This window comes from Bariatricus massiliensis (genome assembly GCF_900086725.1).
GTDB classification, from domain to species: domain Bacteria; phylum Bacillota; class Clostridia; order Lachnospirales; family Lachnospiraceae; genus Allocoprococcus; species Allocoprococcus massiliensis.
Window position 1 is genome coordinate 397111 of the sequence record NZ_LT574837.1, and the last position, 23125, is coordinate 420235.

Sequence of the window (23125 nt, forward strand, 5' to 3'; positions counted from 1 at the left end):
TTTGCAAGCTGTTAAGCTAACTTGTGGAACATATGCCGAACCTTATCTATACGGCTATTCGGGCGGCGGGGTTGGCAAATAAATTTACCAATAGCTGGCTGGTATCCTTTTAACTCTGTCAAGCAGACTCCCTGCCCATTTGTGAAATAAGTTAAATCGTTCCTGTATTCTTGAATACATCTAGCAGGGATTTCTCCTTTCAGAATGACCTCGTCATTCTTTATCTGAGTACTTACAATATCTGCACAATACCTTGGAGCATCATGATACGCCCGTGAGAGATATTCCTGCGGTGCATAAATTTCAAAGTGGAGATATGGCTCTAATAGTTCTGTCCCTGCTTTTTTTAAAGCCTGCTCCAATACGATAGGGGAAAGCAGCCGAAAGTCTGCGGGGGTACTTACAGGACTATAATACAATCCATATTCAAAACAGATTTTACAGTCTGTCACTTTCCATCCATACAGCCCCTGCTCGCAGCCATAAAGAACCCCCTCCATAACCGCATTTTGGAACGATTGATTTAAATATCCAAGTGAAACTCTGCTTTCATACTGCACTCCGCTTCCAATAGGGAGCGGCTCTATGGACAACCCGACAGAAGCCCAGAAAGGATTTGGCGGGACTTCTATGTGGATGGTATATTCTGCTTTTCTAAGCGGTCTTTCCATATATATAACAGTAGGCTCTTTTATTTCTGCCTCCACATGATATTTTTCCTCAAGGATGGCACAAATGACTTCCATCTGCACATTCCCCAAAAAAGAAAGTATAATCTCATGCGTTGTAGTATCCACATAATATTTTAAAAGAGGGTCGCCATCTGAAATTTCTGTAAGTGCCCCAAGCAATATTTCCCGCTGTTCAGATTTCTTTACTGCAATCGTTGTTTGGAGCATAGGGAGAGGATTTTCAATAAATTTTCTCTGCGGCAACAGTATTTCGTTCCCCAAAATACTGTTTAGCTGCAAAACATCATTTGGTAAAATTACAATATCACCAGAGCAGGCTGTATCGGATGAATATAATTCACCGTTTGTCGGAACACACATCTCTGTGATTTTTATTTTCTCTTTTTCAGATATTCTAATAACATCCCTCAAATGCAATGTTCCGCTATATATACGCACATAAACAAAACGCCGCCTTTTCTCTGAATATTCAATCTTAAAAACCTGCCCGCATAGTTCAGATTGACCTTCAGGCGTTGATGAATAAAATTTACTGGCAATTACTTCTATAAGCTGCCGAATCCCCAGATTGTTTTTAGCGCTTCCGTGATAAACGGGAAATAACGTTCCGTTTTGGAATCTCCTGTTTTCTTCCTGTTCCAGTTCTGACATTTTAAACGGTTTCCCTGACATATATTTCTCTAATAGTTCATCGTTTCCCATAATTACCGCATCCCACTGTTCCATATCGTCATTGTCCGTTACATTTATATGGGGATGCTGCCCAACCTTTTGCTTCACTATAATTTCCGAAGAAAGCTTTGCTTTCATTTCCCGATATACCATTGGCAAATCAATCCCCTCTTGGTCAATTTTATTGATGAAAAAAATTGTCGGAATCTTCATTATCTGTAGTGCATGAAACAGTATACGGGTCTGTGCCTGTATGCCATCCTTTGCAGAAACTAATAATACTGCTCCGTCTAATACGGATAAAGAACGGTATACTTCCGCCAAAAAATCCATATGGCCTGGCGTATCTATAATGTTGACTTTTACATCCTCCCACTGAAAAGATGTCACTGCTGTCTGGATAGTGATTCCCCTTTGACGCTCCAAATTCATTGTATCTGTCCTTGTTGTGCCTTCATCTACGCTCCCTAGTTCTGCAATTGCACCACTGGTATACAATAAACTTTCCGTTAATGTTGTCTTTCCTGCGTCAACGTGAGCCAGAATGCCTAAGTTAATTATTTTCATGTGATTTTCCTCCTATCAACACCCAAAAAAGGGCATAAAAATACCCAGTGATAAATACTCCTATCACTGGGTAAATAACTCCAATAGCCCCAAAACACTTATATGTTTTCGGGCATATAAAATTACATGATAAAAGTATTCTTAAACTGGGTACAAAAAACTAAGCCCCATATTAAAAGTGAAACGGGACTGCTACTTTTTGTTCCCACTATCAAATTGACAGTTTATTTAAGAATACCTTGCCGCATATTTATTAACTCCTTGTATAATACTGAATCTAATTATATTCCTTAACCCTTTATTTGTCAAGCTGACAAACTAAAGCAGAAAAAGCGGCAGGATTTCCCCCTGCCACTAATCATCTGTTTATGCAAAAATAATTTCCTTTTCCACAATCTCCCTCGCACAAGCCCTTATGTTATTGAGGCATCCTGTCCATTCTAAGGCGTTTTCTGCCTTTAGCTGTTCCGTTATGCCCTGTGCCTGTTTCATACCCTCTATGAGCCTTTCAAAGCGTTCCTGTGCCTGTCTGTTGATGTCGGCAAGGTAGGCGTTTAGCCTGCCGCTTGTAAGAAGATTGGTGTATGTAACTTTACGGTACTGTTTTAGATAATCTAAATGCCGTTGCCCCCAGATGCCTATTGCCTGTTCTTCTTCGGCGGGTACAGTTAAGCACGGTATCAAATAATCCCCTTGCCTTTCGTATTTGCCGCCCAGTTCCTCAAATAATGATTTTGCCATTGTCTGTTACCTCCACATTCTTTTTTATTTTGAATGTCCGCAAAATCCGTCCTACATCTGACGGTCTCCACGGGCAATCCACATCGTGAAGTGCGATAAGTCTGTCCTGAACATTCGTGCCGGCTCCCATCTTTTGCGTAGAACCAAGAAGCACTCTGACCTCGCCTTTACGGGTCTTTTGGAACAGTTCTTTTTTCTTCACATCGGTATCTGCTTCGTGGATAAAACGGACTTCGCTTTCGGGGACACCACGCTCTATGAGCTTCTTTCTGATGTCGTTATATACCGAGAATGTGCCGTCATTCTTTGGCGTTGAGAGGTCGCAGAACACAAGCTGTGCCGATTTTTTATCGGCTGTTTTCTCCCAAATACGGTAGATGTTATCGACGCAGGCGTTGATTTTACTGCCCTCAAAATCAGGCAGCATATCGTTGAGCATACGCTGGTCAAGTGCCAGCTTTCTGCCGTCGTTTGTGATTTTGAGCATATTATCTACACTCGAATCCACACCGCCGCCACGAACTTTCTCGGCTCGTTCCGCAAGGGAAGCAACCATCTCTTTCTGCATTTCCGAAGGCTTGACCGCAACATTGTGGAAGTGTGCTTCCGGCACAGGCAGCTCCAGCATATCCGCCGTCTTGATGTCGGCGACCTCCTTAAACATCGCCATAAGCTCCGGTAGGTTGTAGAATTTCGCAAAGCGGGTTTTCGCTCTGTAACCCGTTCCCTCCGGGGTAAGCTCAACCGCAGTTACTGTCTCTCCAAAGGTACTTGCCCACGAGTCGAAGTGCTGCAAGTTGTTTTTTACAAGCGTGTTGTACTGCAAGTATCGCTGAATGGTATAGAGTTCCACCATACTGTTTGAGATAGGAGTACCGGTTGCAAATACCGTTCCTCGACCGCCTGTAAGCTCGTCAAGGTATCGGCACTTCATAAACAGGTCGGAGGATTTCTGTGCTTCCGTCTGAGCAATACCGCCCACATTACGCATTTTGGTGTAAAGATAGAGGTTCTTGTAATAATGACTCTCATCAATAAAAAGTCTGTCCACACCGAGTTCTTCAAAGGTAACAACATCGTCCTTTCTGCTTTGGTCGTTGAGCTTTTCCAGCTTTTGCTTCACGGACTTTTTAGACTTTTCAAGCTGCTTAATGGAAAAGTTTTCTCCACGGTTTCGCTTCAAATCCATAATACCGTCTGTCAGTTCTTCAAGCTGCTGCTCAAGAATTGCCCTCTGTCTTTCAATGGACATCGGTATTTTTTCAAACTGAGAATGACCGATAATCACTGCGTCATAATCGCCCGTAGCAATTCGACCGCAGAACTTTTTGCGGTTCTTTGTCTCAAAATCTCGCTTTGTCGCAACAAGAATATTCGCCGCCGGATAGAGCTGTAAAAACTCCGCCGCCCATTGTTCGGTTAAGTGATTCGGGACTACGAACAGCGACTTATTGCAAAGTCCAAGTCGTTTGGACTCCATAGCAGCCGCCACCATTTCAAAAGTTTTGCCTGCACCGACTGCGTGTGCCAACAGCGTATTGCCGCCGTACAGAATGTGTGCAACCGCATTTTTCTGATGTTCACGGAGTTCGATTTCCGGGTTCATACCGTTGAAAACAATGTGGCTTCCGTCGTACTCACGGGGTCTTATGCTGTTGAACTTATCGTTATACATCTTCGTGAGTTTTTCTCGGCGGGCAGGGTCAGCCCATATCCAGTCCTGAAAGCCCTGCTTTATGAGTTCCTGCTTTGCCTGTGCGATTGCCGTTTCCTTTTTATTGAGAACGGCTTTCTTTTTGCCTTCCTCATCTTCTATATAGTCAAAGATTCGGACATCTTTCAGGTTCAGTGTTTCCTCAATTATCTTATATGCGTTGATACGGGAAGTGCCGTATGTGCTGTACGCTTTAACATTGGAACGGTCATAGCTCTTTCCCTCAATGTTCCATTCTCCGGTAAACTGAGAGTAGTGAACCTTGATATTCCACTGTGCATAGCGTGGGGTGTCGAGAAACTCAAACATAAACTGTTGGAATATTTCGGGTGGAATCCAAGTCGCACCGAGCCTTACGGAAATCTCGCTTGCCGTCAAATCCTTTGGCTGAACCTTTTCAAGTGCCTGCACATTGACGGTGTAATCTTCGGGATACAGAGTCGCAGACCTTTTGGCTGTCGCCAGCTTCTCACGAACATTGCCCGACAGATATTCGTCTGCCATCAAATATTTCGGCTCATAAGAATTACCGTACTCATAAAGAGGATTTAAAAAGATTACACCCTTTAGGTCAGCGAATAATTCCTCCTCGCTTTTGCCGGAAAGCTCCATCATATATTCCATATCAATGGCTGCTTTTTCACCTATAGAGACAGCGAGAGCTTCGTCTGCGGTATCAACCTCCGTTACCGGCTTGTGCGGTTTTATCGTCCTTTTGAAGAACATATCTGCCTTGCGTTCCAGTTCGCCATCTTCGTTGATGACCTCAAGAGCAGAGAGCAGAGCATAGGAACTGTCGTCGGAAAAGGCAGAAGTATTGGCACGGCTGTTAATAAGTCCGTACTTCTTTGTAAAGCTGTCATACAGAGTGTTCAGCTTTTCCTGTGCCTGTTTGATTTCGCTGTCCGGGTAATCCTCGGTTTGCAGTTCAATCAGATTGCGGACGCAATCTCTTATCCCAATCATACCCTTAATGCGGTTCTCGGCGGTTGCCGATACCTCCACCGGGGACATACGGGAGTTCTCACGGAAATAGATTTTGTCGTCCAAAACCGTGTAAGAGAAGTTCCTTACCGTAGGGTCTGCCGGGATAGAATTATCTTCTTCCTCCAGCTCATCGGCTACTTCGTATTCGGAGATTTCTCCGTGAATGTTTGAAACAGCTTCGTTCAAAAGCTCCGAAAGGTCGGCGTTTTCAAACGGCTCACAGGTTGCTTCCGGTCCGAAACGACCGCTTACCATTTTCATTTCGCCGAGTATCGTTTCCGGGTGCTGAACAAAATATGAGTTCATCCTTATACCGTTTTCGTCGGTGTCAAGATGAACCCAGTCAGGCTCAATATCTATTAGCCTGTCTCGCTTTTGCAAGAACAGAATATCGGATACAACCTCTGTTCCGGCATTGCCTTTGAAGGTGTCGTTCGGAAGTCTGATTGCTCCAAGAAGCTCCGCCCTCTGTGCGATATATTTACGCACATTGGAGTTTTCCTTATCCATAGTTCCTTTGCTTGTCACAAGAGCCATCACACCGCCGGGGCGTAACTTATCAAGCGATTTTGCAAAGAAATAATCGTGGATTAAGAAATTGTACTTGTCGTATCGTTTATCGGAGACTTTGAAATCTCCGAAAGGCACATTGCCGATAACGCCGTCAAAGAAGCTGTCGGGGACATTTACTTCCTCAAAGCCCTGTGCCGCAATAGAAGATTTCTGATAAAGTTGCTGAGCGATACCGGCTGAAACGGTATCAAGCTCCACGCCGTAAACCTTTGCGTTTTCCATTGACTTAGGCAGCATACCGATGAAGTTACCGATACCGCAAGACGGCTCAAGCAGGTTGCCCTCCTGAAATCCCATCTGTTCCAACACCTTGTAAATGGCAGTAGATACTTCGGGCGGAGTGTAAAAGGCGGTCAAGGTGCTTTCTCTTGCCGACGCATATTCCTCCGGCGTCAGGATATTTTTTAGCATTGCATATTCGGTATGCCAAGCTCCGGCTCGTTCGTCAAAGACTTCGGGAATACCGCCCCAACCGACATATCTCGACAAGATTTTCTGCTCATCGGGTGTTGCAAAACGATTTTCGCTTTGACAATCCTTCAAGACCTTAATCGCTGCATAGTTTCGGTGGAAGCGTTCTTTCTTGTTCACTTCTTCAACCTGATTATTGGCAAGGTCAAAGTTGTGTCGCTCTGCCATCGGAATATCCGGGTGGAGGTCAAAGCTCTTTACCTTTGACTTTTTCTTTTGCTCCCAAGCGGGGACAATCGGTTCAGGCTCTTTCTCTCGGTTGTCCTTAACCTCAACACCGTTGTGTTCGGATAAAGCCTTAAAGTCATCAAGCAAGTCAGGTCTGATACCAAGCACAGAACCGTCATCTTCAAATACAAAGGCTTCATCAACAAGAAAATGATAAAACTCTGCACCGTGCCATTCGTTATCGCCGTCCCTTGCAACAAGACCGTTTTCATCATAACCGAGTCCAATGTCGTCAATCTTTAATCTGCCAAGCACGGAATAAAGAATTTCTGTTTCTCGGTCATAAACCGGGACTTCAGAAACAGCAGCCACAAGGCTTTGCATTGTCGCTTTGGTACAGTCTGTGAAATCAGGCTGTTGTGAAAACTGACTTTCTGCTTCCTCAAACCATTCTGTACCTACATCGGCAAGCTCCTGATTTGCAATACTGCCGAGATAATCAAAGAAATTCTCAGCCGAGTCATACTCCCTTGCAGCTTGCTGTATCTCGTCAAAAGAAAGCGTATTTGTAACATACTGACCTCCGGCATTGCTGTCGGGGTTATAATACATCCAAGTTACGCTTTCATTGTCCCGGTCGATAAAGAAGGCGTCGTCATAACCGGTTTTCGAACTGAAATCCTGTACGGTTTCGGTATCGTTTTGAACTTCGTTTTCGCCTGTAACGGCTTTTTCTTCTGCCGGTAATACACTGACCTTCAAGTGGTCGTTCATTGGATTTTCACGCACTTTTCGGTCAAATTCTTCCCTTGAAAGCTCCTTGTTGAATAGGGGCATATCGAAGTTATAGAGCTTTACACGGTTTTCATCAAAGGACAAAATCTCATACTGCGAAGCTCCGATATACACGCTGTCGCCGAGATGATATTCATACTGTGCTTCCGGCTCGTCCACTTTGTTTTCAGGCTCAGGCGGTGCGGTAGAGAGTATCTCACGGTTTTTTCTCTGCTCTGCAAGCTCGGCTCGCCTTTCTTCCTGCTTTTCAAGCCATTCCGGGTACTTTTCTTTTTCCTTTGGGTTTAGGTATCTTTCCATACGGATAAGGTCTCCGATACGCTTTTCAACCTGAGACCAAGAAAGCGTAATGTGCGGTTTGTCGCTTCCGATACCTTTTGAAATTGTGATACCTTTTCCGTCGTGCTGTTCGTCAATGCCTGCACCGATGATGACCGGATAAGAGCCGCCCCAACCGTATTCGTTTTTCAAGAAGTCGGCGTTCTCTTTAGCAGAAAGGCTCTTTTCAAACTGCTCATAGATACGCATTTTGCCCTCGGAAACTCCGCTTCCACGGGTGAGAACTGCGTCTATGATTTCCTGAGAAAAAGTAAAGGCAGAGGTTTTTTGTTCCTCTGCCTGATTGCCCATTATGAGAGTCAACTGACCGCCCATAGACGGAAGCGGCTTCATTGTATCGGTCAATTCTCCCAAAAGTCTCATTGCTTCAAAATGCTGTGCGATAACGCCCCAGTCGTAGAAACTCTGAGCGGTTCTGTTTTCGTATTCGCCTTCCCACAAGTGGAGGACATTCTGAAATGTTTTGTATCCAACAAGCCTGCCGTCGCTTAAAGGTAGCTGGGTGTAATCGTTGTTGAAAATACCCTTGATATATTCGGTACGGGTCGCATTATCCGTATTTCTCTCATAGAAGTCTTTGATTTCTTCCTTTGAAGCGGACAAATGCGGGGTAGTACCGAGTATTTCTCGGATAGTATCGTCGCCACCGAAAAACGGCAGGCTCTTGTCCTCGTGGTTTCTGTCGTAATACTCTAAGCGAATATTACCTGATTCTTCACGATTTCCTGTGCCGAGTTCCTGATGTTGTTCATCAGGCAAACCCATTTCATCATATCTCCCGCCTTCATCTGCTCCGTCAGCCCGGCTTTCTGTGCCATCTGCTTCACGAGAGTTTCCTCCAGTTCGCTGGCTCTCTGCTGAACCTCCGCCAAGTGACTGTTCAGAATCCCTTTCGTCAGAAGATTGTAGTACAGGATTTTGTGATGTTCCTTCAGATAAGTTCTCCTCATCTGCGACCATCTGCCGAGAGTCACTTCCGTCTGCTCCGGCAGCTTCAGGTTCGGAAGATTGTAATCTCCCACCATCGTGTATGTGATTTCGCTCATCGCTTTGACTCCTTTCGTCTTTGATGTCTTTATTGTATTCGGATTGCCCCTGTTCATCAATTATGCGATTTTCCTTGCTGAGCGTGCTGATTGTTCTGCTGACTGGAAGCAACGCCATTTCAGCAATGTCGCTTGTAGCAATACCCACCGCATTGAGAACTTCCTGTGAATTGAAGTTTGAAATACCGGCAAAGTCATCGGGAGAATAAACCTTGTCTGCGTCCAGTCCCAATCGTGCCATAACCATATATGATACGCTGTTTCTGACAAGCTCCAAATACAAGGCATTTGCTTCGTCGGCAGACAAATACTCAATATCGCTTCCTGCACCCAAACTCATAAAGTCGGAGATATAGTCTGCGATGTTGTCCTCGACGGCATTGGCAATGCTCTCTTTGACGACATTTTCAATACTCGTTGTATCGTTTACCGCACCGAAAGTGTTTTCAAGCGTTTCAATAACCTCTGCTTCAAATTCGGGTCTCATCTCCCAAATCGGAACAGGGCGGGAATATCTGCTTTCGTGGGTGTCCGATATATCAAAGTAATGAATCAGCCTTTGACGGCTTCTGTCTGCGTCCTCAAATACGGCAATACCTTTTGCTCCTCGATTTACCCAGCGACCGAAAGTGCCGTTCCATCGTTCGATTTCAAGCACGGCTGTTGCGTCGGGTCTTTGGGCATAAATAAGAAGCTGTTCATCAAATCGGAGCCTGAAATTTCTGCCTGCTGTTTTCAGAAACGATTGCCAGTTTACCGGGTTGTCTGTAACTGCAAAACAGGTTCTTTCGTATAGCTCCGAAATCAGGTCAAATTTCCTTGCCACCTCGTCTGCACCTCCTTATCGTGATTTTTCTTTGTCCTTTGCAGGCTTCGTGTTTTCTTTTGCGGCTGGTTCTACGGTATGACCGTTTCTCTCGCAAAGCTCGGCAAATTCGCAGATGTGGTAGAGATTTGTACCGACCTCCAAATGGTAGTCATCAATATATCTGCAAGTCCTCTCCATTGTTTTTCCGTCGCCGAGCTTAATTGAAATTTTCTCTCCGTCCGCAATGCGAAACTGCTCCTGATAGTGCGGGTCGATAAATCGGATACCACGCTCGGCATTTTTCAAGTGGCTGTTCAGCCACTCTTTCTGATAGCAATAGCAGTACAGATTGTACTCGCCCCTGTTGGGGTTAAACCTCATAAGATAGCTGTACTTTTCCGTATCAAGACGAATGCCGTAGTGGTTGCGGTCATCATTGAAGGAACTGTCGGGAGTGGAATAACAGTAAGAGGACATAGCCTTTCTGCCGGACAAAACATCGCCGTCACGCAATCCGTTTATCACATCGTCAAATTCAGCCTTAAATTCATCGGTTTTCAGGTCTTTTCTGAAATCGTTCCAAGTCGTCCAAAACTCGTTCCCGGTAGAACCGAAGTCGGCTCGCAAATATCCGATAAGACCGGTCTGCATAGAGAGCTGCTGACTTTGGCTGAAGGTGTATTTACGCTCTGCTTCGGTCAATACTCTGTAATCCATTTTCATCACCTCGCTTGTTCGTTTGGTTGTCTTTGCTTTGGAATAGAAAAACCATATACGCCGGCAATATCATCGCCGAGTCTTTTGGTAACTCGTGTGATGTCGGCTCTTGTGGCTTTTCCGTTGTAGATTTTATCTTGCAGATTTTCAATCTGCGTATCGGTAACACCGTCTTTGAATACACGGTATAGATAATGGTTTGTTCCGTCGTGATGAACGGCATCGGCTCTAAGGTCGCCGTACTTATCCACATACCATTCGGTGTAATCGGTATCGGAGTAAAGGCAGTCCTTAATGTTGCCGGAATCAATCATCTTGTAGCCCGACACTCTGCCGTTCCATCTGCCGAGGTCGCCGATAACGATAATCGGCTGTGAAAACTGAATGTTGAGATTTACTCGTTCATCATAAAGGTTTTCGGCATTGGATTTTACCATAATGTCGTAAAGCTCATCATCGGAATATCCGGGATACAGTTCCTCCAAAGACTCTCGCCAATCATCAAGGTCAAGGCTAATGTCGCTCCAAATGATATGACGGTCATTCTGTTCCTGCCTGCTCATCAGTGCCACCTCCCAAATAAGAGAACAGCTTATTGGCTTTGGTCTGCTTCTGAAGCTCGATAATCAGACTCATATCCGGAATAGTGATACCCGGAATTTTCAAAATGCTCTCCATGTCGAGCTGCTGCAATTTCTTTTCGGTATTGCAGCCTGCGTCAAACAGTTTTGTCAGAAGCTTTGTCTTTTGCTGAAAAGTGAAATTTTCCTTCATTGCTTTGTCCTCCTTATCGTTCTTTGTCTTTATTTCGCTTCTTGTTTGAAAGCTCTTGTGCCTTTTCCTTTGCCCATTCAGGCAGACGCTCAGGCTTTATTTCGCCCATAACATCCATTCTTTCATATCGGGTTGATTTGCCGGTGTGAAGATTGGTACAAAACACGGCACTTCCACGGCTGTTTGCCGACGCACCGAAACCACCTGTAACATAATAAAGCTGTCTGTCAGCTCTCTGAAATTCAGGCTTTAATACCTTGGGGTCAATGGCTATGATTTTGCCGTTGATGTCTTTGGAATAGTGGTCGGGGATACAGTCGGCTTCCGTTATGATTGTGATTGGAATATCCAGTTTTTCGACCTGTTCCTTGAAAAGCTCCGCTTCCTTTGTCACACGGCTTCCGAAAAGGTGTACGATTTCGATATAGTCATCGCTTACCATACATTCCGAACACAGTTCAAACAGGTCGTTTCGCTCCGCAAAGCCGCACAAAAACTTATTGCCGTTTGTGCTTTGCTCATTGGAAGCCAAGATAACCTCCTTTTCGCCCACATTGACCGAGCAGAGAACGGTGTATTCACCGATTTTTCTTTTTTCCTCGTTCATATCCACACCTCAGCTTACTTCAATCACAATTCTGATGTTTCCGCAGTCGCAGCCACTGCACTGCCTTGACAGTTCGGGAAACAGGGATTGCACTCTCTGTCTTGCTCTGCGGATAGTCTCAAAGCACGGCAAGCCGTACCCTTTATAGTTGTTGACTATATCCTCAAGCGGTAAATCTCCGACTCTCATATAGCTGTATCGGTTGTAATAGCAAAGGATAAGCTGCATATCGTCATACCTCGTTTCGGGGCATTCTCTGAGTATTGCAAGCACCTTGCTGTCAACCGTCTTTAGCTTGTTCATAATGCACCTCCGTAAAAGAACCGTGGGCGAAGTTTTCACTCCGCCCACACAAGCGTTCCTTATTTCTTTCTGTTCTTAATCTGCAAGAAGATAAAGCCGCCGATAATAAAGGCGACCAATACAACTGCTACGATTGTTTTAGCGTCCATTACTCATTGTCCTCCTTCTTCTTTTTTCTGTACGCAACAACGGCTGTGCCTACAATACCGAGGGCAGAAAGTCCCGCAAGTGCAGTCCACAAGCCGACATTGCTGTTATCTCCGGTCTTTGGTGTGTCTCTCAGCTCATTGTGCATTTCCACAACGGTAGTAGAGCCGACCTTTACGGTTGCAATCTTATCCGCAGGAAGCACATAGGAAGCAGAAACAGTATCCTGAACCTCGGAAACGGTGTAATCGCCGATACGAAGTCCCTCGATAATGATTTCGCCGTTCTTATCGGTCGTGAAGCTGCGGTCATAACCGTTTACTCCCGTAACTCTGAAAGTGAAACCTTCAACCTTACCATCAGAGGAAGTCTTAACGATTTTCAGGTTTCCTTTCATTGCCGTGTTAATAAAGCCGACGCCGGCTTTGTTTTCTACCTCGTATGTGTTTTCATCTTTTTCGATGAAAACAGAGTACACACCCTTATCAAGCTCAAAGCCTTCCGGTGCTTTGGTTTCTCTTACAAGGTATTTTCCGTAAAGAAGCTCCTTCATCTCGTAAATACCCGTAGTTGTTTCAGTAAGCGTACCGATAAGCTCGTCGCCGTCGTCCAGTTTGCCGTCGCCGTTTACATCTTTGTAAACCTCAAAGGTTGCACCCGTCAGTTTGTTGTCCGGGTAATCTTCATCGACCTTAGTCAACTTGATATTGCCGTGAACATACTCATTGACGATTTCAACCTCAATGACCTGACCGACTTCGGAGATTTTAACTTCATAAGAAGTTTCATTGAGAACAAATCCCTCCGGCTGTTCAATTTCTCTTACAAGCCAGTTGCCATACGGCACTTTCTCAAAAGAAAAGCTACCGTCTTTTTCAGAGGTAGCAGTCATCAAAGCATTTTCTTTTGTAAATTTGGTTTCATCAGCCTTAAACAGTCCGATAACTGCACCTCCGAGTTCTTCGCCGTTCTCGGTAATCTTCTTACCGGAGACAGAGCCGTAAATGAGCTTATTTTCAATCGGCTTGCCGTCGTTGACTGCAATCTCAACATTTTCGGTATCCTGTCCCGCATAGCTGAAAGTAAACGGATACTTGCTGTCGGAAAGGATATAATGCTCATCGGTTGCAAGCTCCTTTACATAGTAGCTTCCGAAAGGAAGGTCGGTTTTGATAACTGCCTTGCCGTTTTCGGAAAGAGAGATAATCTCAATCAGTCCGTCTGCCGGGATAGAAGTACCGCTTGCGGAAACAAGTTCCTCGGCGGCAAAAAGTCCGAAGCTGATGTTTTTTACTTCATCGCCGTTGCCGATATTGAAGATGTCGTTCTTTTCGATTGCCTTTTCAAGACTTACCGTAACCTTTTGTCTCTCGTTTACGAAGCTGGTTGCAGTTTCCGTCACGGCGACTTCCTGACCTGCGTAGGTAAGCTCGACCTCGTGTGCTTCCTTGTTGATAACCATACCCTCCGGTGCGGTAATTTCAACTACCGTATATCTGCCGAGGTAAAGCTCCTTACTCTTTGCAAGTCCGTTTTCATATGTGGTAACAGTATCTACGACCTCGCCCTTTGCATAACGGAGTGTTCCGTCAGGCGTGATAACATCTTCTGCTGCGGTAATCTCATAGACCGCACCTGCAAGACCTTTCACTTCATAGACAGGCTGATAAATCACATCGGTATTTTCCTCTCCGGAGATGTTTACCCCTGAGAATACCTCGCCGGTCTTTTCAATGCTGACAGTACCTTTCTGTGCCATATTAGGCTTATCTACCTTAATCACGGTAATACCACCCTCATCGGAAGAATGTTCCTCTGCCACATCAAAGTACACCGGTGAGCTGTCAAGCACATATCCGTAAGGAGCCTGAACTTCCACAAGAGAATATCCCTTGCCGTATTCCAGTTTCTCCGGTGTAACAAGCTGTCCGTTTGCGTCGGTGTAGAAAGTATCAATCGTTGTCGGAGTAGGATAAGTAAAGGTCATTGTTACCTGATTACCGTTAGGGTCAAAGATTTTGAAGCCTGCACCGGCATACGGAATGTTTTTACCGCTTTCTGCGTCCACCTTGACAACCTTGATATAGCTTTCAAAGTTTGCGTTGTTAATAAGATAGCGGTAGGTCTGACCGTCCTGAGCAATGAACACATCAAAGTCTTTCATAAGCTCACGACCTTCCCAACCGGAGGTCTGATGAACGGTATATACACCATACGGCATATTCTTTGTCTGACCGAAGCCGTTTTCATCACAGACGATAACATCTCTTTCATCTTCTTCTGCTGCGTCAAAGCTGCCGAAAGATTTGAGATAGATTTCAAAGGTTGCACCGTTTTCAGGTGTCTCAATCTGTGTTTCTCCGTTATCGGTATGCTTGATGATGGCGATATTACCTTTCATAACCTGCTCTGTAACATCATTTGCTGTCTGATTGTGTTCAACCGTATAAAGCTGCGGTTCAGCACCGACCTTATGGATTGTGGTATCAAGCAGATAGCCCTCGGACGGAGTGATTTCACGGATTGTCCAGTCGTCATCACAGATATATTCCTTTGTGGTAAACTGACCGTTCTTATCCGTTACATACTTGTCCACAAGGGTTTCGCCTTTATAGATACCGTAAACTGCTCCGGCAAGGGTAGCGTCGCCCTGCGGCGTTCCTTCCTCACGGTCGCTCTTTGTTACAGTTACGCTGAACTTTTTGAGAATGTTCGTGAAATTGCGGGTTGTAACATCTTTCCAGTTAATCGGTGCGGTCTGATTTGCAGGCACAACATAACGGATAGCCGTATCTACTTCTTCAACAGTGTAAGGGGTAGTACCGCTGATAAGCACATCATTGAAAGAAGCAACACCGTTCTTATCTGTTACGGCATATTCATCTACGGCAATACCCGCAAGAGAAGTGCCGTAAAGGTGGAAGGTAACGCCCTCTACAAGATTATCCTCCGAAGATTTGATAACCTGAAGATTACCTCTCTTGAGAACATTATTGAAGTTGACCTTTGCCACCTGACCGGCAACGACAGTTACTCTGTGAACCTCCTGCGGCACATACTTGTCAATAGACTGCTCTGTGACCGTGTAAACACCGGGCATAAGGTTATCAAGCTGGAACTTACCGCCGTTTGCGGTTGTGACTGTCTGATTTACACCGTTACCGCTGACAGTAAACTGAATGCCGTCAACCTTTCCGTCCTCACTTGTCTTTACAATCTGACAAGAGCCGTAGCTGACCTTCATTTTGACAAAGCCGCTGACAGGGTCGCTGACCTCCTGAGCGTAAGTGACCACATCCTGAATGCCGTTTCCGTTCTGATGGATACCGTCAGACCATACGACCACACCTCTGCGGACGCCGTTTTTCTTTGCGGCTGTGATGGTAAATTCCTTGCTCGGAGCTTTATCCATCGAAACAGTCAATTTGTTACCGCTGACGGAGAAAGAAACACCGTCAATGTTTGCCGAGAAATTATAATTGCCAAGCACACCGTTTGTGTCGGTGAGAGTAGCAACATACTTGCTTCCGTTCCATTCAAGCTCGTTTACCTTTGCAGAACCGCTTGACCTTGTGCAGAAGCTCGGCACTTTGGTGTGATTCTGAACACTTGTTACCATACTGTTGTAGTAAGACAAGATTTTACTGCGAAGTGGGTGTGCAGAGCTTACACATTCAAGCACAGCATTATACCCACCGGTAGAAACGTGATTGAAGCTTGCGTCTCTTTCGCCGACAATCGTTTCCCAAATCAAAATCTGAGTGGCATAAGCGTGTGCGATACAGTTGGCGTCGCTTTCATTCTGAGACTTCCAGCTTGTCGAAATACCTCCACGATAGCCGTACTGCAAGATACGACCGATAAGCAGGCGAATATCATCGCCGGAAATCGTACCGTTCGGGCTGATGTTGTTGAAGAAGTTCTCGTCCTTTTCGGTGAGAGTGTCTCCAGTCCGCTGACCTGTACCCGGTTCAATACAGTAGGCAATATTGCCTGAATACGAACCCATTGCACGAAGTCCTGTGTATTTCGTGGACAAGCCTTTCCAACCGTTCATATAGTTGAGATTGCCGTGTCCCCATTCGCCGTTGTTATTGGTATCTCCGCTTCGGGGATAATCGACGAGGTACACATCGGCTTTTTCTCCAACGGCTGCAAAGGCTGTCGTTGCCCCAATGCCCATAAAAGCAGTAAGGCTCATAACCACCGCCAACATAAGCGAGACGGCTTTCTTGAATTTTGTTTTAACCATTGCGTTTTCCTCCTTGAAATGCAAAAACGCACCGATTTTACTCAGTGCGTCTGCTTAAAATTATTTTGTTTTAGCAGTAGCCGATATAGATGTTGTACTCCGTATCGGATAGCTTTTCTGTCCATATCCACACAGCGGTAAAACCCTCGCTGTTCTTGTATCGGTTAAGTCTGCTCTCAATATCAGACTTGATACCGCTTCGGTTAGGATTTGCGGATATGGGATTGTCCCAACATTCTGTCGCCGTGCTGTCAAGAGAAAGTCCTATGCTTACCGCATACTCTTTTGCGTAACTTACATAAGGGCTGACATCGAATGTCTGCTTGGGCGGCTCTGTCGGTTTCGGTTCTGCCGGCTTTTCAGTCGGCTTTTCAACCGGCTTTTGTTCGGCAGTTGTCTGTTCTTTCGGCTGCTCCGTTTGTTTTTCGGATTCAGCCTGCGTGGTTGTCTGCTTTGGTGGCTCTGCCTTTGGCTTTTCGGTTGCGGGAGTATCAGCCGTTTTTTCTTCCGCCGGTTTTGTCTGAACAGTCTCAGCCGTTTGACTTTCAGCGGTTGACTGGCTTTCTTCTGCCGTAAATGGTGTTTCTTCCTGAACTGCCGTGCTTTCCGGTTCTTCTGCCGTTTCTTCCTGAGAATTTGTTTCGGTATTACCAGCCGGAAAAGAAGTCTCTGTTTTCGTTATCTCCTGTGCAGCTTCTTTGGCTGTGTTACCGCTACAACCTACGAGAAAAATCATCAGGCAGGCAAGAACACAAGGTATTAGCCTGTTTTTCATATCCATCGCTCCTTTCGCCTTAATCGTACTCAATCAGGCAAAAAACATCAAAGGTGCGATTGGCTGAACTTTTTATCGTAGCAGACATTTTGCTTTTGCTCCAAATGTGCGAACCCTTTTATAGACAGCTATATGTTATTAGAGATAGATATACTCAAGGGAGATAGAGTATATTTTTCAGCAGGTTAATAGCCGGTATATATAGGGGTTAGAGTGTGAGAAAGGGGGAAGGCTATCGGCTGTCACGGTCGGCTCTGCTTCGCAGAAACTTGTTGTAATGCTCCAACGCCTTGCACACAAAATCCTCCGTTTGGCTTATGGGAATATTCTTCGGGATAAGCTGTCGAACCCTGTCGCCCCTCAAAACAATTTTCTCCCTTTGGTTTGGTTTTTCCTCCGACATAATCGCTTGGATTGCTTCGGTTGTTAGCTTGCCCTCCTCAAAGAACTTTCGCATACGGATTGTTTGGTCGTGGGACGGGGTTGCGTCGTTCAGGTCGATTTCATCAACCACATCACGCTGACTGTCCTCATCGAGAAAAGACAATTCAACCGCCGGTCGCATTTTAATTCGCCCCTCGTCCACATATTCCAAAAGTTCGGGAACAAGGTTTGTAAGGCGAATATATCGCTGAATCTGCGTTTTGCTGTCATCTGATTTATCAGCTAACAACATTACAGATTTTGTTCCCACCAACTTGTCCCCCAGTGGGTCACAAGTTAAATCCGTGCGTTCTCCTTGCCTTTTCATTGCTTCCAAACGCATTTTGTAGGCATAGGCTTTTTCCGAGGGAAGTATCTGCGACCTTTGGTAGTTGCTCTCAACCATTAAAATCGTGGCTTCGTCTCGGTTCAGTTCAACGACTTCACAACGGAGCGTATCAAACCCGGCAAGCTCACAGGCTCGCTTTCGCCTGTGTCCTGAAATGAGTTCGTATCTGCCGTCCTCTTTCTGCCTTACCGTCGCCGGAGTGATTACCCCTCGTTCCTTAATACTCTCAATGAGCTGTGCCATATCCTCGTCATCACGCACCTTAAAAGGGTGGTCGGGGAAATCGTCAATCTCAGTCAAGGGAATATCTCGGATTTTTGAAAGCTTTTCTTCATCTCTCTGTTCCTGCGTAGAAAATAAGTCATCGAGCTTCGTGAGAGTGAAGTCGCTCTTTCTTCCTGCCATCGGCTAACACCTCCTTTGTAAATTCGGTGTACGCCTTTGACACCGTACTGTTGGGTTCGTAGGCAAAAATGCTCTTGCCTTTGGAAGAAGTCTCTGCGGCTTTTACGGCAATCGGGATATATGTTCTATACATCTTGATTTGACTACCGAAGTTCTCTCTCAGAGCTTCTATCGTGCTTTTGGCGAGGTTGGTACGGCTATCCACCAAAGTGAGAAGCATACCGTCAATCTTTAAGCCCGGATTGATACGCTTCTTTACTCGTGAAATGGTCTGAACAAGCTGCGTCATTCCTTTTGCCGGTAAATACTGAGCCTGAACAGGGATAATAACGCTGTCAGCCGCAGATAGAGCATTGATTGTTACCATTCCGAGAGAAGGCATACAATCTATAAGGATATAGTCGTATTTGTCCTTCACTTCGCTGAGATAATTTCTCAAGGCTGTTTCTCTGCTCATTGCGTTGACAAGGTTAAATTCCATTGCAGAAAGCTCAAGGTTTGCAGGAACAAGGTCAACACCTTCGTCGTGGTGCAGAATACCGACCGTAGGGTCATTCATCGTTTCATTTATGACATCTGTGAGTTTCGTTGCAAGCGTGATACCCAAGTTGTCTGTATCCTGCCAACCGAGACAAGTGGTTAAGTCGCCCTGTGGGTCTGCGTCTATGAGCAGCACTTTTTTTCCCTGCATTGCAAGACCGACGCCGAGGTTTACCGTAGTGGTTGTCTTTCCAACTCCGCCTTTTTGATTGCATATCGCAATCGTTTTGCAGTTCGACACTTTGTGCGTCCTCCTTTCGTAAAATTCATAGCCATCGCAGTATGGCTATGTACTTGACCGGCTCATTTCCTAACCGGTCGGGCAATATTTGTTCTCAACACCCCTTGCCGAGCAATAAGCTCACGGGAAGTCACTAAGGAACAGACTGCTAATCTGTATCATAGGAATTTCACCTCTGCCGGGTACTCCGCCAGCTCCGTAGAGAAGTATCATTATCCTTCTGACTGTCATCGCCGTAACAGGGACAACCTACTACTTATACCGGGAGTTCTCGCTGTTCTGCAATGCAGAAGTCACGGCGTACCCGATAAGGTGGCTAAAATCATCAGAAATAAAGTCTTAGTGAATGATTTATTCAGTTGTCAAAATACAAGTGAATGGGCTGACCTTTTCGTGGTTCGGAATTAACCCCTTCACTCATTTGGACAAAGGGGGTCAAAATGCACACCCAAAATCACCCCTTTTTCAAAAAATTCTTGAAAATATTTTTTTAGAAACAAAAAAGCCGCCTATTTCCCTCGTAATTGAGGTCAATAGACGGCGGGTAGAAATATTCATAATTTTGGTGTATAATAGGAAATTAAGAGAAAGACAAATAAGAATTTGACGGAGAGATAGTATGGCTATTATTAAAAACGAAATACCGATTTTGGAGTTTGATACAGAGCAGACAGCAGTTCTTAATCCCACTCATGAAAATCTTGGTTTGAACTTACCCAAGAAATGTGTGTTCGCATTTCTTGGTGCTTACATAGATGAATATGCCAGTAAAAGTGATACCAAACAGGTATCCACTTTTGAGAGTGCAACGAAGCATTATCCCATTTACATCACCAAATACAAGGGTGAGGACATTGTGCTTTGTCAAGCACCCGTTGGTGCGGCAGCAGCCACACAGATACTTGATTGGCTGATTGGTTATGGTGTAAGAGAGGTAATCTCGGCAGGTAGTTGCGGTGCTCTGGAAAAGTTCCCCGAAAGTACATTCCTCGTACCAAACAAGGCTCTGCGTGATGAGGGAACATCTTATCACTATGCGCCCCCTTCTCGATTTGTGGAAATCAGCGAGAAGGCAAGAAAAGCAATTGAAGAAACCATTCTTGAGCATAGTATGAAATATCAGGAGGTTATAACCTGGTCAACGGATGGATTTTTCCGTGAAACCAAAGAAAAGGTGGCTTATCGCAAAAGTGAAGGCTGTGCAGTTGTAGAAATGGAATGTTCTGCTCTGGCGGCCTGTGCTGATTTCAGAGGGGCAACCTGGGGTATGATACTTTATACCGCAGACAGTCTTGCAGATGTTGACAAATACGACGAAAGAAACTGGGGCGGTAATGCATACGAATATGCACTTACGCTCTGCCTTGATGCGGTTATCAAATTATAAGAACAGTTAGAATCAATCTTTTTTTTGTGATATAATTTTATTGAGGTGAATGAAATGAGGACTGAAAAAGAAATATACGATTTAGTTTTGAATTTTGCTTTTCAAGATGAGAGAATTAGAATTGTAACTCTTGAGGGGTCTCGCACTAATGTTAATATACCAAAAGACAATCTTCAAGATTATGATATTACTTTTTTTGTTATAGATATGGGAGAATTTTTGAAAAGCGATGACTGGCTTAGTGTTTTTGGTAACAGAATTATGATGCAAAAACCTGAAGATATGGAATTATTTCCTCCAGAAGAAAAAGGATTTTCTTATATAATGCTTTTTGATGATGGTGTAAAGATTGATTTAACTTTGTTACCTGTTTCAATGCTTGAGGAGTATCTTACTCGCGATAAACTTGTAAAAATCATGTTAGATAAAGATAATATGATTAAAACAGAAATAGTTCCCACAGATGAAGATTATTACATTAAGTGTCCAACAGAAAGAAAGTTTGATGACTGTTGTAACGAATTTTGGAATGTTGCAACATATGTATCCAAGGGCTTACTTCGTGGTGAAATACTATTTGCAATAGACCATATGAATGAAGTATTACGTCATGAGCTTCTTAGGATGATTAGTTGGTATGTCGGTACTGAAAAAGGATTTAATTTCAGTTTGGGTAAAAACTATAAATTTTTAGATAAGCATATTTCAAAAGAATTGTGGGATAACTTACTAAATACATATTCAATGAGTTCGTATGAAGAAATGTGGAAATCGTTTGATTTGTGTCTATGTTTGTTCAAAAAAATATCTAAAAAAGTGGCAGATTCACTTGGTTATAATTATCCTGATTATGATGAAAACGTTACAAAATATTTGGAAACACAAAAGAGAATTTCAAATAAATATCTTTATGGTAATAGGTATTGACAAATTCCAATTTGTCGAACTTACTCTAAATTAGCAAAGACCGCTTACATCGTGTAGGCGGTCTCTTTTCGTGTTCAGATATATTTGATTTTGAGCTTTCTTTTCTTGGTTGAAAGCACCTTGCAGAGAACATCGTCAACTCCGTCGGTGTATCTGCCTTGTGAAATCAGACTGTTCTTTAAGCGGATAAGTGTTTGTATTACTCTGCTATATTCGTCATCATTAAGATAGATATGGAACTTTTCTTCTCTCACAGTCGCTTCCTCCATTCATTGAATTTTGCTCTGATTACCGAAACATCTGCTTCGACATCAGAATAAATAAAGATATGTACGCTTTTGAAAACTGCTTTTACTCTGTCGGCATACTCCGCTTCCGTTTCGGTTGTCTTAAAAGGGAGTTTTACGAGTTTTATATTTCGTTGCTTGCATAAGTGGCTTTTGAGAACCTCCATATGTTCTGAGCCGTTCGTAAATTCTATCGCCAGCTTTTCTGACGGAATGTATGTTTCAAGAGGTATTCCCAATAGTTTATCCGAACCGAGCTGTACCTTTAGTCCTTTTTGATTGGCGTAATAGGCGACAGCCAAGCCGGGGAACACGGAGCGATATTCGTTTTCGCACACAGTGCATTTTTCTCCGATAATTGTTCTGTCGCTGATTTTTGCTTTCCAAGAGTGTCCAAGTGAACATTTCCACCACACACTTTTCATTGACTTTCTTGACACTTGTGTCGGGAGCAGAGAGTTTTTTTCGTAATCCCATTCAGCAAGCAGTTTCCTGTCCGTTGTGGCTAAATCATTGTATCCTGCAAGAACCGCCCTGTCCGCACAAACCGGGCATACTGTTCCTTTTACACGAGCATTGATAACGGACTTCCACTCATTGCCACAGGTCTTACACTTCCACCAAACATTGTGTCTTGATTTTGCGTTTACCTCATCAGGCATTAGGGGATAATTTCTTTCTGACCACTCAGCCGCAAGGTCAGGGTGCGTAGTCGCCAAGTCATTAAATCCTTTGAGCAATGTATATCCGCTACAATACGGACATCTGCTCCCACCGGAACGGGTTGAAATAAGAGTGTACCACTCGTTTCCGCAATCTTTGCATTTCCACCAAGCCTTACTGTTTGCAAAGGCTGTTACCATTGTAGGCAGCAACGGAAGATTTCTGTCAGACCATTCAGCAGCAATATCGGGATACTGTGAAGCAAGGTCATTGAATCCGGCAAGGACTTTATTATGTGAGCAGTATGGACAGCCTGTGCCGTTTACCGTTCTGCTTTTAACGCTTGCTTCCCATTCGTGTCCGTGTTTACATTTCCAAATAATCTTCTTATGAGAAGCGACAGATACCTCGGTAGGCTTTAATTTGTTCTTTTTAGACCACTCCTGAGCCAACAGGGGCTTCAATGTGGCTAAATCATTGATACCCTCTATTACTCTCGCTCCTGAGCATATCGGGCATTTCTCGCCCTTTGAACGAGCTTTGACGCTCGTTTCCCACTCGTGTCCGCAAGCACCTTTCCACCACACTCTTTTATTTGAACCGAAGGTTATCTTATCCGGCGTTAGCGGTAAGTTCTTCTCTGACCATTCAGGAATAAGCTCCGGATGAACGCTTGCTAAACTGCCCGTCATAGTACAACCACCCCTTCCTTTGTGATTATCCCAATTATATTGAGAAAATCGGGATTGGTGTAG

At 44.5% G+C, this 23125-nt stretch carries 16 protein-coding genes; 2 read left to right on the plus strand and 14 right to left on the minus strand.

Annotated features, from left to right (window positions below; translation table 11 throughout):
* Window positions 1-11: 11 nt before the first annotated feature.
* From tet(O) to BN6465_RS08130, 12 genes are all read right to left on the minus strand, one after another.
* On the minus strand, window positions 12-1931 hold the full coding sequence (gene tet(O), locus BN6465_RS08075; protein WP_000691758.1) for a tetracycline resistance ribosomal protection protein Tet(O): 1920 nt from the start codon (window positions 1929-1931) through the stop codon (window positions 12-14).
* Between the two features lie 366 nt (window positions 1932-2297).
* Entirely contained in the window at window positions 2298-2672 is a 375-nt protein-coding gene (locus BN6465_RS08080; RefSeq protein WP_001129922.1) for a TnpV protein, read from the minus strand.
* Window positions 2653-9591 carry an N-6 DNA methylase gene (locus tag BN6465_RS21430; RefSeq protein WP_330384773.1) on the minus strand — a complete coding sequence of 2313 codons (6939 nt, stop codon included), beginning with the start codon at window positions 9589-9591 and terminating at the stop codon, window positions 2653-2655. Before BN6465_RS21430 ends, BN6465_RS08080 begins: the two co-directional genes overlap by 20 nt.
* A gap of 15 nt (window positions 9592-9606) precedes the next feature.
* The gene (locus BN6465_RS08090) at window positions 9607-10290 is read right to left on the minus strand and encodes a hypothetical protein (RefSeq protein ID WP_066733301.1); all 684 of its coding nucleotides are present in this window, start codon (window positions 10288-10290) and stop codon (window positions 9607-9609) included.
* Between the two features lie 5 nt (window positions 10291-10295).
* Window positions 10296-10853 carry a hypothetical protein gene (locus tag BN6465_RS08095; protein ID WP_066733303.1) on the minus strand — a complete coding sequence of 186 codons (558 nt, stop codon included), beginning with the start codon at window positions 10851-10853 and terminating at the stop codon, window positions 10296-10298.
* Window positions 10831-11064 carry a hypothetical protein gene (locus BN6465_RS08100; protein WP_066733305.1) on the minus strand — a complete coding sequence of 78 codons (234 nt, stop codon included), beginning with the start codon at window positions 11062-11064 and terminating at the stop codon, window positions 10831-10833. The genes BN6465_RS08095 and BN6465_RS08100 overlap by 23 nt, the downstream gene beginning before the upstream one ends.
* A gap of 13 nt (window positions 11065-11077) precedes the next feature.
* Window positions 11078-11671: a hypothetical protein gene (locus BN6465_RS08105; RefSeq protein WP_066733309.1), complete on the minus strand. Its 594-nt coding sequence runs from the start codon at window positions 11669-11671 to the stop codon at window positions 11078-11080.
* A gap of 9 nt (window positions 11672-11680) precedes the next feature.
* The gene (locus BN6465_RS08110) at window positions 11681-11974 is read right to left on the minus strand and encodes an exodeoxyribonuclease VII small subunit (RefSeq protein WP_066733310.1); all 294 of its coding nucleotides are present in this window, start codon (window positions 11972-11974) and stop codon (window positions 11681-11683) included.
* A gap of 148 nt (window positions 11975-12122) precedes the next feature.
* Window positions 12123-16373 (minus strand): SpaA isopeptide-forming pilin-related protein, encoded by a 4251-nt coding sequence (locus BN6465_RS08115; protein WP_066733311.1) that lies wholly within the window; start codon window positions 16371-16373, stop codon window positions 12123-12125.
* Window positions 16374-16443: 70 nt separating this feature from the next.
* The gene (locus BN6465_RS08120) at window positions 16444-17148 is read right to left on the minus strand and encodes a hypothetical protein (RefSeq protein WP_041179104.1); all 705 of its coding nucleotides are present in this window, start codon (window positions 17146-17148) and stop codon (window positions 16444-16446) included.
* 232 nt (window positions 17149-17380) lie between these two features.
* Window positions 17381-18325 carry a ParB/RepB/Spo0J family partition protein gene (locus tag BN6465_RS08125; protein ID WP_014635909.1) on the minus strand — a complete coding sequence of 315 codons (945 nt, stop codon included), beginning with the start codon at window positions 18323-18325 and terminating at the stop codon, window positions 17381-17383.
* Window positions 18282-19106 carry a ParA family protein gene (locus tag BN6465_RS08130; protein ID WP_014635910.1) on the minus strand — a complete coding sequence of 275 codons (825 nt, stop codon included), beginning with the start codon at window positions 19104-19106 and terminating at the stop codon, window positions 18282-18284. Before BN6465_RS08130 ends, BN6465_RS08125 begins: the two co-directional genes overlap by 44 nt.
* Before the next feature lie 619 nt (window positions 19107-19725).
* Between BN6465_RS08130 and BN6465_RS08140 the strand changes: the two genes are divergently transcribed.
* A complete protein-coding gene (locus BN6465_RS08140; protein WP_002582179.1) occupies window positions 19726-20493 on the plus strand; it encodes a nucleoside phosphorylase in 768 nt (255 codons plus the stop codon).
* A 54-nt stretch (window positions 20494-20547) separates the two neighbouring features.
* Window positions 20548-21420 carry an aminoglycoside 6-adenylyltransferase gene (gene ant(6), locus BN6465_RS08145; RefSeq protein WP_002582178.1) on the plus strand — a complete coding sequence of 291 codons (873 nt, stop codon included), beginning with the start codon at window positions 20548-20550 and terminating at the stop codon, window positions 21418-21420.
* A gap of 74 nt (window positions 21421-21494) precedes the next feature.
* Here the strand turns inward: ant(6) and BN6465_RS08150 are convergent, their stop codons facing one another.
* Together BN6465_RS08150 and BN6465_RS08155 are read right to left on the minus strand one after the other, a co-directional pair.
* Window positions 21495-21674, minus strand: coding sequence for a hypothetical protein (locus BN6465_RS08150; RefSeq protein ID WP_029731069.1), 180 nt, complete (start codon window positions 21672-21674; stop codon window positions 21495-21497).
* Window positions 21671-23062 carry a zinc-ribbon domain-containing protein gene (locus tag BN6465_RS08155; RefSeq protein WP_066733313.1) on the minus strand — a complete coding sequence of 464 codons (1392 nt, stop codon included), beginning with the start codon at window positions 23060-23062 and terminating at the stop codon, window positions 21671-21673. Before BN6465_RS08155 ends, BN6465_RS08150 begins: the two co-directional genes overlap by 4 nt.
* Window positions 23063-23125 lie beyond the last annotated feature (63 nt).